The following is a 12,243-nucleotide window of genomic DNA, read 5'->3' on the forward strand; positions in this document are numbered from 1 at the left end:
GAGGACGCCGTCCAAGGGGACGTCGAGGACGCCGTCCCCTACAATACACACAGATACGTTGTTTTTATGCGTAGGAGCGAACATCGTTCGCCCGTTTCTGCGTGAAGTTGGCAAATATTCAACAATGCAATAAAACAATGTTGAATATTTGCCGTTTCCCAGCCATAGCCACATTTGTAATAACATTTAAGCTTTCAACAGGCTTTTCGCCTATTTTAAAATATTTGAACCTCTGATGTTCAAATATTTGCATACCATAGATAAATTCATAAAAAAATTTGTAAAGTAATCGTTTTACCCTGTTGCATTATTTTCATAATGTGTTATAATAAAAAAAGCCGCAAGGTTCAGATATTTGTAATTTTGTAAGGAGTGATCGTTATTAATATCTTTTATAATGAAAAAGACAAGGCTTTCAAACTGAGAGCTAATAATACTGATTATATGATGAAGGTCTGCGAGGAAGGTTATCTCGCTCACGTTTATTACGGAAATAAAGTTCCCGACGAGGATCTGACTTACCTCCTCCGTTTGGACGAAAGCCCATTCACACCTGCCACTAATGACCGTGACAGAGCAAGCTTTATGGACTCGCTGCCTTTTGAATATCCATGCTTCGGTCTTGGCGATTACAGAGAGTCCGCATTCAAGATTATGGACGCCAACGGTATGTCTACTTGCGACCTCAGATATGTTTCACATAAGATGTATGAAGGCAAACCAAAGCTTGAAGGTCTGCCTGCAACTTTCGCAACAGAGGAAAGCGGCTGCTCAACTCTCGAGATAACAATGTATGATAAGTCCGCCGATATCGAGGCCGTTCTTATCTACACAGCTTTCGATAAGCTTGACGTTATCACACGTTCCGTTGTTATCACAAACAAGGGCGAAAAGCCTTTCAAGATCACAAGAGCACTTTCCGCTTGCGTTGATTTCGATACAGATGAAATGGATATGATAACACTCAACGGCTCTTGGGCTAGAGAAAGAGCTGTTGAAAGATGCAGACTTCACCACGCTAAGCAGCTTGTTGATTCCTGCAAGGGCGAATCCTCTCATCAGAACAACCCATTCGTTGCCCTCTGCGACAATAACGCCGACGAGGACAAGGGCGAGGTATTCGGCTTCAACTTCGTTTATTCCGGCAACTTCTATGCACAGGCAGAAGTTACACAGCACAAGAAAACACGTTTCCTTATGGGTATAAACCCTCTCGATTTCGAGTGGCTTTTGGAAAAGGGCGAAAGCTTCACTTGTCCTGAGGTGGTAATGGTACACTCTGACGAGGGTATCGGCAAGATGTCAAGAACATTCCACGACCTTTATAGAAACAACCTTATCAGAGGCGAGTATAAGGACAAGAGACGTCCGATTCTCATCAACAACTGGGAAGCAACATACTTCAACTTCGATACAGAAAAGCTTATCGACATCGCAAAGGAAGCTTCAAAGCTTGGTATCGAAATGCTCGTTATGGACGACGGTTGGTTCGGTCATAGAGACGCCGATAACTCATCTCTCGGCGACTGGTTCGTTTATGAAAAGAAGCTCAAGGGCGGTCTTAAGTATCTCGTTGACGAGGTAAATAAGCTCGGTATGAAGTTCGGCATTTGGTTCGAGCCTGAAATGATCTCCCCTGATTCTGAACTTTATAAGGCTCACCCCGATTGGGCTATCCAGATACAGGGCAGACCTTTGACTCTTTGCAGAGAGCAGTACGTTCTCGATTACTCAAGAAAAGAAGTAAGAGATCACGTTTACAATATGATGAAGAAAATTCTCGACAGCGCAAATATCGAGTACATCAAGTGGGATATGAACAGACAGCTCACAGAAGTCGGCTCAACTACCCTGCCTGCTGAAAGACAGAGAGAGCTTTGGCACAGATATGTCCTCGGCGTTTACGATCTTATGGATAGACTTACAACAGATTATCCTCATATCCTCCTCGAGAACTGCTCGGGCGGCGGAGCAAGATTTGACCCTGGTATGCTTTATTACAGCCCACAAATTTGGTGCTCTGACGATACCGACGCTATCGAAAGATTGAAGATACAGCACGGCACTTCAATGTGCTATCCTTGCTCTGCAATGGGCGCACACGTTTCTGACTGCCCTAACCACACAGTCGGCAGAAACACACCATTCAAGACAAGAGGCCACGTTGCAATGGTAGGAACATTCGGCTATGAGCTGGACGTTACAAGAATTCCGCAGGAGGACAGAGATGCTATCCCTGCACAGATCGAAGAGTTCAACAAGTTCAACAAGCTTGTAAGAACAGGCGATCATTACAGGATAGGCAATATGTTCGAGGACAACACTTGGGACGCTTGGGAGTTCGTTGCAAAGGACAAGAGCGAAGCGCTCTTTGAATTCGTACAGGTCCTTGCAAGACCTAACGAGAGATCAAGACGTATCAAGCTCAAGGGTCTCGAAGCTGACGCTTATTATTATGAAGAGAACGACCCTGAGAACAAGATATCCGGTGCGGCTCTTATGAATGCCGGTATCAATATCGCAAAGATATGGAACGGCGACGGCCTGTACGGCGATTTCTGCTCAAAGATTCTGCATTTCATCAAGGCTTAAAAGCATAAAAACAAGCCGAAAGAGATAATGCTTAAAGCAAAGAAATAGATATCATAGAGATTAGAGAATTGGTGGGACGTCGAGGACGCCGTCCCCTACATATGGTGCTAAAACACACTATATGAATTTGAAGCATTTTCAATAGCTTATTAATGGTAAGGTTTATATAGCTCAGCTAATCCCTCTGCTTCGGCGGAGGTATCAGCTCGGGCAAATAACAGCGTGCCGCAAATTGCAAATCAATATATCTTAAATATCTGAAAATATTTATATTGACAAGCGTGTAATGTTGTAGTAAAATAAAACTAAAGAAATAAGTTCAAATATTAAAAGCGGAATTTTTCCGCTTTTAATAATGCAGAGAATGTAAACGAATACAACCCAAAAGGAGAAATTTTATGAGGTTAAAAAAATTAATGGCAGTCGCCTGTGCGGTGGCGCTGGCCGTTACGGCTTTTGCAGGCTGCTCAAAGAAGAACGATTCTTCGAGCGGCTCTGACGGCAAAGGCGATACGGCAAAGGAATATTATAACGCTCAGCCCGTCGATACAGGCTGGGAATGGGGCAATGTGGAGATAGTTGACGGCGGCTTTATCCCCGACGTTATCTACAACCCGACCGAGGAAGGTCTTATCTACGCAAGAACTGATATGGGCGGCGCTTATAAGTATAATAAGGATACACAGCGCTGGGAATGTATAACAGACTGCTTCGGCGGCGACGACTGGAACTATAACGGCACGGAAAGCCTTGCAACCGACCCTGTTGAACCTAACAGAGTTTATATTGCAGCCGGTACATATTCCACCAATAATGGTGCGATTTTCGCTTCCGATGATTACGGCAAGAACTGGACTATCTGCGAAATGCCTTTCGGTATGGGCGGCAACGAGGTCGGAAGAGGCTGCGGTGAAAGACTGCAAGTTGACCCTAACGACAACTCTATCCTCTATTTCGGCTCAAGAGCCGACGGACTTTGGAAGTCCACGGACTACGGCGCAACTTGGAACGAGGTAACTTCATTCCCTACTAAGGGCGGATATACTGAGGACGGCTATTCTATCGGTCTCACATTCGTGGCTTTCGATAAGTCAAGCTCAGATAAGGGCGAGGCTACAAAGACTATCATCGTTGGCGCAGCTGGAACACAGGGCGATTACCTCTATCGTTCCGATGATGCAGGCGAGACTTGGACTGCTATCCCTAACCCTAAGGCAGAAGCCACAGGCGATAAGGTGGACAAGCTCAAGCCTTGTCAGGGCGAGATCTCATCTGACGGATATCTTTACACAACTTGGTCATTCAAGGTCGGCCCTAACGGAGCTTCCGACGGCGCAGTTCAGAAGTATAACCTCAAGACAGGTGAGTGGACTGAGATAACTCCAGAAAAATCATATACCTGCGGATATAACGGAATTTCCGTAAACCCTAACGACCCTAATATGATCGTGTGCACAACACTTGACCTTTGGGCATATTTCGACAATGTTTTCGTTTCCTATGACGGCGGCGAAACTTGGGACGGCATTTGGTCTTGCGATGAAAACGGCGACGAGGTCAACAACTTCAACCTCGATATAAGCAATGCTCCTTGGCTGGATTGGCAGGGACAGCTCAAGCCGGGCTGGTGGATGACAGGCGTTGCTATCAATCCATTCAACGCCGATGAGATACTTTACACCACAGGCGCAACTATCTTCGGCACATCAAACCTTTCAAAGATAAAGGAAGAGCCTGTTGACATCAGCGTAAGAGCAATGGGCGTTGAAATGACAGCTATCTTTGATTTCGTTGCACCTTGCGATAACGGCGAGGGCACGCCTGAGCTTTATTCCACAATGGGCGATATCTACGGCTTCAGACACGACGACGTAACAAAAGCTCCAAAGGAGCACTTCGGCGACTTCAAGTCCACTTCTATCGACTGCGCTCCGCAGGATTATAAGATAGTCGTAAGAGCGACAGATGTTGGCGAGGGTTCAGTTTACTATTCAACAGACGCAGGCGACAGCTGGGAAGCTGTTGAAACTCTGCCGGATGACGTTGGCGCAAAGGCAGGCGGAACAGCAAAGCTTTCCGCTGACGGCAAGACCATTTTCTATCAGTGCGCAACAACAGGCGTTCCAGCTTATGTAACAAGCGATTTCGGCAAGACTTGGACAGCCTGCGAGGGACTTCCTGCCGGCGCAGTTATCGAAACAGACAAGGTCAACCCCGATAAGTTCTATGGCACATATGACGGAACATTCTATATGAGCACAGATGGCGGAAAGACTTTCAGCTCTGTTGCAAGTATGCTGGTTTCGGCAGCAGCAATGACAGCTTGCCCAGACACAGAGGGCGACCTTTGGATACCGGTCGGCGCAGGCGGAGTTTACTACCTCGACACTTCCACAGGCACACTTGCACCAACTTCCGAGAACGTTACACAATGCGACGCTATCGGTATCGGCAAGGCTGAAAAAGATGGCGACTATATGGCACTCTATATGATTGGCGAGGCAAACGGCGACGGCTACGGAATCTACCAGTCCACAGACAAGGGCGTAACTTGGAAGAGGATAAATGACGACACTCAGAAATGGGGCAACGTCAAAAAGATAATCAGCGGCGACCCTAAGACCTACGGCAGAGTTTATGTAGGCACTGACGGACGTGGTATCATTATGGGAAACGTTAAGCAGTAATACATTATAATATAGCGAACAGAGCGGTGCAGATAGTGCCGCTCTGTTTTTGTATTTGCCCGAATGCAAAGCATTTCCGCACATTGTATAAGTGAATAAAATCGGAAGTGCAAATTTGTGCATTGTTATGATAAATCTTAATATCATCTTAACAAAATTACAAATGCTTGCATTTGGTGCAGATTTTTGTTATTGTGTTACTGTAAGAACAAATCAGAAGATACAGACAACAGAAAGGGGTGCTTAATATAAACGATGCAAATAAAGAAACAAACGCAGCTTATGAAGAGCCTAAAAAGAAAGTGTATGTAAAGCTGATAATATTTCTTGCGCTGGTGGCGGCGCTGTTCATAGTTTTAGGGGCAAAGTTCGTGCTGTTTTATTACAGAACTCATGGAATTGGAGGACACTATTTTTATAAGGGCTGTGATGCGGAGGTCGTTCACGTTCTACCCGAGGGGCTAACAGATGAGGCAATATCAGATGCTGTGATAAATGTTGAGTATGGTAAAGAGAAAAATGACTTCGATAAATATGACTGCTTAGCGGAAAGCCACTATCTTCTAGGCGTGCAGAATGTGGACGATACCCATTGCAAGGTGTATGTAATGAGTCTGTGCGAACGATACAGATATTCATACACCGAGAATGTCAGCGGCTCGTCAATGTGCAGAATGATAGATTTCCAAAAAGAGAATGGCGAGTGGGCAATGACAGACAGTTGGCAGCCGAGGGACGGTGCAGGTTATACGGCATCAATAAAGCAAACTGTTCCCAAGGAGATCTCAGACGAGGCGGTCGATACACAGATACATATAAAAGAGCTAACGGCAGAAAATACTAATAAGGCTAAAGATTATTTTGAAAAGCTGAATGACAGCGGGTCAGTTCATAATGCTGCTCTTTAGGTGCATTTGGCTGAATAAAACTGCGTTTGCAGAGGATATGAATAAAATATAGCGGCAAATGATACTCATAGTGAAATTTGTACAATGTGCATATAAATGCGTTGAGAAGTCAACGAAAATTCTATATTGTAATTTGTCTGTAACCGCTTGCAAATGGTGTAAAAGTAGTGTATAATAATACTTGCGTGACTGCACAGTGTATTTAATGTACACGAAGATGATATGCGATGAAGCGGAAGGTTGCTGACAGTTGGTCAGGTAATTTCCGTGGAGTATGTCCGATTTTAAACCGGGCGACTGTAAATACCGAACACAGTATGTGCTTATACTTCTTGCGATAGCAGATGAGGTCTGCTTTAGTGTGGGTGTATAACGGCTGTGTGCGCTGTTTTCTGAGTCCGAAAGCCTTCTGGGTTTCGGAATTTTTTATGAGAGCGGCAGGAAACACACGGCGGAGTGTAAAGGTGATTTGCAGAGAGCTTTTTAAGAGCTTGAACCTGTCAATTGCGTAAGCGATCGACAAGGACCTCGATCATTTACGCAATTGACTGAGGCTTGAGCTGAAAAAGGCTTGCCCCCTAAACTTTTTTTAATTTGCACAAGGAGGCGATTTAAGTGGCAGTCAATGAGAAAATCAGAATCAAGATCAAGGGTTACGAGCACGCAGTTGTAGACGCAGCTGCAGCAAAGATCGTTGAGGCTGTTAAGCGTTCAGGCGCACAGGTTTCCGGTCCTATCCCACTTCCTACTGACAAAGAGGTCATCACGATCCTCAGAGCCGTACACAAGTACAAGGATAGCCGTGAGCAGTTTGAGATGAGAACTCATAAGAGACTTATCGACGTGCTGAGACCTACAAAGGAAACAACAGCAGCTCTTGAAAATCTTGAACTTCCTGCAGGCGTTAACATTGTTATGGAGATCAAGTAATCTCCAAATGAGATCACAGGTGATCTCAAAAAACATTTAACACGCAGGTCAAGTCGGACTTGTCCGACCAATAACCACATAGGAGGAAAACATAATGCAAAAAGGAATCATCGGTAAGAAAATCGGTATGACACAGATTTTCGATGAAACAGGTAAGGTAATCCCTGTAACCGTTGTTGAAGCTGGTCCTTGCGTTGTCGTTCAGAAGAAGACAGTTGAGAATGACGGCTATGAAGCTGTTCAGCTCGGCTATGGCGACATCAGAGCGAAGAGAGTTAACAAGCCTCTTCAGGGTCACTTCAAGAAGGCTGACGTAGCAATGAAGAGAACTCTTAAGGAGTTCAGATTTGCTGATACCTCAGCTCTCAATGTAGGAGATATCGTTAAGGCTGATACATTTGCTGCCGGCGACATCGTTGATGTAAGCGGTACAAGCAAGGGTCACGGATTCTCCGGTACGATCAAGCGTCACAACAACTCAAGACTCAAGGAAACTCACGGTACAGGTCCTGTACACAGACACGCAGGTTCTATGGGTGCTTGTTCATCACCTTCAAGGATCTTCAAGGGCAAGGGTATGCCTGGTCAGTACGGTAACGTTAAGGTTACTGTTCAGAACCTTGAGATCGTCAAGGTAGACGCAGAAAACAATCTTATCGCAATCAAGGGCGCAATTCCTGGACCAAAGAACGGTACAGTTACAATTGTCGACTGCGTTAAGAAGGCTTAGTGGAAGGAGGAAATCATAATGTCACAGATCTCAGTATTTGATATGACAGGCAAAAAGGTTGCCGACACTGAGCTTAATGATGCTATCTTCGGCATCGAGCCAAACAAAGCTATTATGCACGCAATGGTTGTAAACTACCTTGCTAACCAGAGACAGGGCACACAGTCAACTCTTACAAGAACAGAAGTAAGAGGCGGCGGTAGAAAGCCTTGGAGACAGAAGGGAACAGGTCACGCAAGACAGGGTTCCATCAGAGCTCCACAGTGGGTACACGGTGGCGTTGCTCTCGGTCCTAAGCCAAGAGATTACAGCTATTCACTTAATAAAAAGGAAAGAAGACTCGGTATGAAGTCTGCGCTTTCAACAAAGGTCGTTGACGAGAATCTTGTTGTAGTTGACGCTATCAAGATGGAAGAGTTCAAGACAAAGACTGTTGTTGATATGCTCAAGGCACTTGGCGTTGAGGGCAAGGCTCTTATCGTTACAGCCGAGGCTGACAAGATGGTAGTCAGAAGCGCAGGTAACATTCCTGGCGTTAAGACAGCTACTGTAAATACTCTCAGTGTTTACGACATTCTGAACTATGATAAGTTTATCGTTTCTTCAGAGGCTGTAAAGAAGATTGAGGAGGTTTACGCATAATGAGAACTGCTCAAGATATTATTCTGAAGCCTGTTATCACAGAGGACTCTATGGAGAGACTTCAGGACAACAGATATACTTTCAAGGTCGCTAAGGACGCTAACAAGATCGAGATCGCCAAGGCCGTTGAAGAACTCTTCGACGTTAAGGTAGCTAAGGTAAACACGATCAGCGTTAAGGGCAAGGAGAAGAGAATGGGAAGAAGTGTTGGCTTCAGACCAGACTGGAAAAAAGCGATCGTTACTCTTGAGGGCGACAAGACAATCGAATTCTTCGAGGGTCTGTACTAATCCTCTCTAAAAGAGGTGCAGCGCTAAGCTGCATTGCTCCGGAGCACTTCATCATCACCGAGAGGGTTTCGGAAAGGTTCTGCGAGGCGGCGAGGACCGCTCAGTATTTCACCGCAGAACGTAAGTATGGAAGGGCACTTGGCGTGCAAACGCTTTGACCTTTTCGCAAAACTCAGATTAAGGAGTGAATTTTAAATGGCAATAAAGAGCTACAAGCCTACTACAGCCGGCAGAAGAGGTATGACTGTTACCGATTATTCTGAGCTGTCAAAGGTTGCTCCAGAAAAGTCTCTGCTTGAACCTCTCAAGAAGAATTCAGGTAGAAACAGCTACGGTAGAATCACAGTTCGTCACAGAGGCGGCGGAGTAAGAAGAAAATACCGTGTAATTGATTTTAAGAGAAACAAGCTCGATATGAACGCTACTGTTCTTACAATCGAGTACGATCCAAACCGTTCAGCATTCATTGCGCTGGTTGAGTATGAAGACGGTGAGAAGAGATACATCCTCGCACCTTACGGTCTTAAAGTCGGCGACGTTGTAAGATCAGGCGCAGACGCAGATATCAAGCCAGGTAACGCACTTGCAATGGCAAACATTCCTGTTGGTACTTTCATCCACAACATCGAGCTTTACCCAGGCAAGGGCGCTCAGCTCGTTCGTTCAGCAGGAAATATGGCTCAGCTTATGGGTAAGGAAGACACATACGCACTCGTAAGACTTCCTTCAGGTGAGATGAGAAAAGTTCCTATCAACTGTATGGCAACTATCGGCCAGGTTGGTAACATCGACCACGAAAACGTTAATATCGGTAAGGCAGGAAGAAAGCGCCATATGGGCTGGAGACCTACCGTTAGAGGTTCTGTAATGAACCCGTGCGATCACCCACACGGTGGTGGTGAGGGTCGTGCTCCTGTTGGTAGACCAACTCCTGTAACACCTTGGGGTAAGCCGACAATGGGATACAAGACCCGTGCTAAGCATCATCGCTCCGATAAGTTTATCGTAAAACGCAGAAACGGTAAGTAATGCTGAAAGGAGGCAGATGATCAATGGGAAGAAGTGTCAAGAAGGGACCTTACGTTCAGGAGGTTCTTTACAAGAGAGTTAAGGCAATGAACGATGCAGGCGAGAAGAAGGTGCTCAAGACTTGGAGCAGAGCTTCTACAATATTCCCTGAATTTGTCGGTCACACATTCGCAGTTCACGATGGCCGTAAGCACGTCCCTGTATATGTAACAGAGGATATGGTTGGTCACAAGCTGGGAGAGTTCGCTCCGACAAGAACATTCAAGGGCCACGCAGGTTCAAAGACTTCAAATAACGGTAAGTAGTGCGGAAGGAGGAATACAAATGGAAGCAAAAGCAATTCTGAGAAATGCTCGTATTGCTCCTCGTAAGGTACAGATCGTTCTCGATCTGATCAGAGGAAAAGACTATGATGTTGCAATGGCAACAGTAAAGCATACACCAAAGGCTGCAAGTGAATATCTTGAGAAGCTTCTTAAGTCCGCCGCTCACAACGCTGAGAACAATCATAATATGGATAAGAACAACCTTTATGTTGCAGAGTGTTATGTTTGTCCCGGACCGATAATGAAGAGAATAATGCCAAGAGCACAAGGCAGAGCATATAGAATCCTTAAGAGAACATCACACGTTACGATCGTTCTTAAGGAAAAGGAATAAGCTGAAAGAGGAGGTAAACTATGGGCCAGAAAGTAAATCCACACGGACTTCGTGTCGGTGTGATTAAGAATTGGGATTCCCGCTGGTTTGCAGAGAAGGGTACTTTCGGCGATACACTGGTTGAGGATTACAACGTTCGTAACTTCATTCTTAAAGAGCTGAATACAAGATCAAAGAATCCTGCAGATAAGTGCGTATACGCCGGCGTTCCAAAAGTAGAGATCGAAAGATTTGCCGATAAAGACGGCGGTCAGAAGGTAAGAATCCACATCCATTGCGCAAAGCCTGGTATCGTGATCGGCAGAGGCGGCGCAGAGATCGAAAAGCTTCGTGCAAATGTTGAAAAGATGATCGGCAAGAGCGTTGCTATCAACATCGTTGAGGTAAAGCAGCCTGACATCAACGCACAGCTCGTTGCTGAAAAGATCGCTCACGATCTCGAGGACAGAATTTCATTCAGAAGAGCAATGAAGCAGTCCATCGGCAGAGCTATGAAGCTCGGCGCAAAGGGTATCAAGGTTAGATGCGGCGGCCGTCTCGGCGGTGCTGAGATCGCTAGAAGCGAAACATACCACGAGGGTACAATTCCGCTTCAGACAATCAGAGCTGACATCGACTACGGTACAGCAGAAGCACACACAACTTACGGCAGAATCGGCGTAAAGGTATGGATATACAGAGGCGAGGTTCTTAAGGGCGAAGTTGCTGCTTCAGATAAGAGAGAGTCAAACGACAGAAGACGCCAGAACAGAAATGGTAAGCGTGACTTCAATAAGGCTAAAAAAGAGGGAGGTAACAAGTAATGCTGCTTCCAAAGAGAGTTAAGTTCAGAAAACAGCACCGTGGCCGTATGACAGGCAAGGCAATGAGAGGCAATAAGGTTTCTCACGGTGAGTATGGTCTTCAGGCTCTTCAGCCTGCTTGGATCACATCAAACCAGATCGAAGCTGCCCGTATCGCAATGACAAGATACATCAAGCGTGGCGGTCAGGTTTGGATCAAGATCTTCCCAGACAAGCCTGCAACAAGAAAGCCTCTTGGTACTCGAATGGGTAAAGGTAAGGGCGCACCTGAGTATTGGGTAGCCGTTGTTAAGCCGGGCAGAGTAATGTTCGAGATCGCAGGAGTACCTGAGGAGACAGCTAGAGAAGCAATGAGACTTGCTATGCACAAGCTGCCTATCAAGTGTAAGTTCGTTAAAAGAGATACTCAAGAAACGGGTGGTGAGCAATAATGAAGGCTAATGAAATCAAGGATATGACAGTCGATGAGCTCAACAGCAAACTCGCTGAGCTCAAGCAGGAGCTTTTTAACCTTCGTTTCCAGCACGCTGTAAATCAGCTCGAGAATCCAAAGAGACTCCAGGCTGTGAAGAAGGATATTGCTCGTGTTAAGACATTCATTCGTAAGCAAGAGTCCAATGTTCAGTAATTTTCGAAGGGAGGATTAACTGTGAGCGAAAGAAATTTGAGAAAAACAAGAGTAGGCGTTGTAGTATCCAACAAGATGGATAAGACTATCGTAGTTGCTATCAAGGATAACGTACAGCACCCTCTTTACAAGAAGATCATCAAGAGAACAGTTAAGCTTAAGGCACACGACGAAAACAATGTCTGCAATATCGGAGACAAGGTTGAAGTTATGGAGACAAGACCTCTGTCTAAGGACAAGAGATGGCGTCTCGTTAACGTTCTCGAAAAGGCTAAGTAATTAAAAACCGCAAAAGCGCTTTAAGGCAGACGAGGATCTGCCGGAGCGCCTGTAATTCTGAAAGG

Annotated in this window: 14 protein-coding genes; all 14 read left to right on the forward strand. The window is 45.5% G+C overall.

The window, feature by feature from the left end:
- The first annotated feature begins 381 nt into the window (after window positions 1-381).
- The 14 genes from QZ371_RS01335 (at window position 382) to rpsQ (ending at window position 12,178) form a co-directional block, all read left to right on the forward strand.
- Window positions 382-2,592 carry an alpha-galactosidase gene (locus tag QZ371_RS01335; protein WP_295208090.1) on the forward strand — a complete coding sequence of 737 codons (2,211 nt, stop codon included), beginning with the start codon at window positions 382-384 and terminating at the stop codon, window positions 2,590-2,592.
- 398 nt (window positions 2,593-2,990) lie between these two features.
- A complete protein-coding gene (locus QZ371_RS01340; RefSeq protein ID WP_295207951.1) occupies window positions 2,991-5,279 on the forward strand; it encodes a cellulose-binding protein in 2,289 nt (762 codons plus the stop codon).
- A gap of 239 nt (window positions 5,280-5,518) precedes the next feature.
- Window positions 5,519-6,187 carry a hypothetical protein gene (locus QZ371_RS01345; protein WP_295207954.1) on the forward strand — a complete coding sequence of 223 codons (669 nt, stop codon included), beginning with the start codon at window positions 5,519-5,521 and terminating at the stop codon, window positions 6,185-6,187.
- 615 nt (window positions 6,188-6,802) lie between these two features.
- Window positions 6,803-7,117 carry a 30S ribosomal protein S10 gene (rpsJ, locus tag QZ371_RS01350; RefSeq protein WP_022286999.1) on the forward strand — a complete coding sequence of 105 codons (315 nt, stop codon included), beginning with the start codon at window positions 6,803-6,805 and terminating at the stop codon, window positions 7,115-7,117.
- Between the two features lie 94 nt (window positions 7,118-7,211).
- The gene (rplC, locus tag QZ371_RS01355) at window positions 7,212-7,847 is read left to right on the forward strand and encodes a 50S ribosomal protein L3 (RefSeq protein ID WP_295207958.1); all 636 of its coding nucleotides are present in this window, start codon (window positions 7,212-7,214) and stop codon (window positions 7,845-7,847) included.
- Window positions 7,848-7,865: 18 nt separating this feature from the next.
- Complete coding sequence (gene rplD, locus QZ371_RS01360) at window positions 7,866-8,489, forward strand: 50S ribosomal protein L4 (RefSeq protein ID WP_295207961.1); 624 nt, start codon at window positions 7,866-7,868, stop codon at window positions 8,487-8,489.
- Window positions 8,489-8,779: a 50S ribosomal protein L23 gene (gene rplW, locus QZ371_RS01365; RefSeq protein WP_295207964.1), complete on the forward strand. Its 291-nt coding sequence runs from the start codon at window positions 8,489-8,491 to the stop codon at window positions 8,777-8,779. The genes rplD and rplW overlap by 1 nt, the downstream gene beginning before the upstream one ends.
- 195 nt (window positions 8,780-8,974) lie before the next feature.
- Entirely contained in the window at window positions 8,975-9,808 is an 834-nt protein-coding gene (rplB, locus tag QZ371_RS01370; protein WP_295207967.1) for a 50S ribosomal protein L2, read from the forward strand.
- A gap of 23 nt (window positions 9,809-9,831) precedes the next feature.
- Window positions 9,832-10,113 (forward strand): 30S ribosomal protein S19, encoded by a 282-nt coding sequence (gene rpsS, locus QZ371_RS01375; RefSeq protein ID WP_022286994.1) that lies wholly within the window; start codon window positions 9,832-9,834, stop codon window positions 10,111-10,113.
- Between the two features lie 19 nt (window positions 10,114-10,132).
- Window positions 10,133-10,468: a 50S ribosomal protein L22 gene (gene rplV, locus QZ371_RS01380; protein ID WP_022286993.1), complete on the forward strand. Its 336-nt coding sequence runs from the start codon at window positions 10,133-10,135 to the stop codon at window positions 10,466-10,468.
- Between the two features lie 20 nt (window positions 10,469-10,488).
- Window positions 10,489-11,271: a 30S ribosomal protein S3 gene (rpsC, locus tag QZ371_RS01385; RefSeq protein ID WP_295207972.1), complete on the forward strand. Its 783-nt coding sequence runs from the start codon at window positions 10,489-10,491 to the stop codon at window positions 11,269-11,271.
- Window positions 11,271-11,702, forward strand: a complete 432-nt coding sequence (rplP, locus tag QZ371_RS01390; RefSeq protein WP_295207975.1) for a 50S ribosomal protein L16 — start codon at window positions 11,271-11,273, stop codon at window positions 11,700-11,702. Before rpsC ends, rplP begins: the two co-directional genes overlap by 1 nt.
- Window positions 11,702-11,899 (forward strand): 50S ribosomal protein L29, encoded by a 198-nt coding sequence (gene rpmC / locus QZ371_RS01395; RefSeq protein WP_022286990.1) that lies wholly within the window; start codon window positions 11,702-11,704, stop codon window positions 11,897-11,899. The genes rplP and rpmC overlap by 1 nt, the downstream gene beginning before the upstream one ends.
- A 21-nt stretch (window positions 11,900-11,920) precedes the next feature.
- Window positions 11,921-12,178, forward strand: a complete 258-nt coding sequence (gene rpsQ / locus QZ371_RS01400) for a 30S ribosomal protein S17 (protein WP_295207981.1) — start codon at window positions 11,921-11,923, stop codon at window positions 12,176-12,178.
- The last annotated feature ends 65 nt before the right edge of the window (window positions 12,179-12,243 follow it).

The organism is Ruminococcus sp. (genome assembly GCF_019423705.1).
GTDB lineage: Bacteria > Bacillota > Clostridia > Oscillospirales > Ruminococcaceae > Hominimerdicola.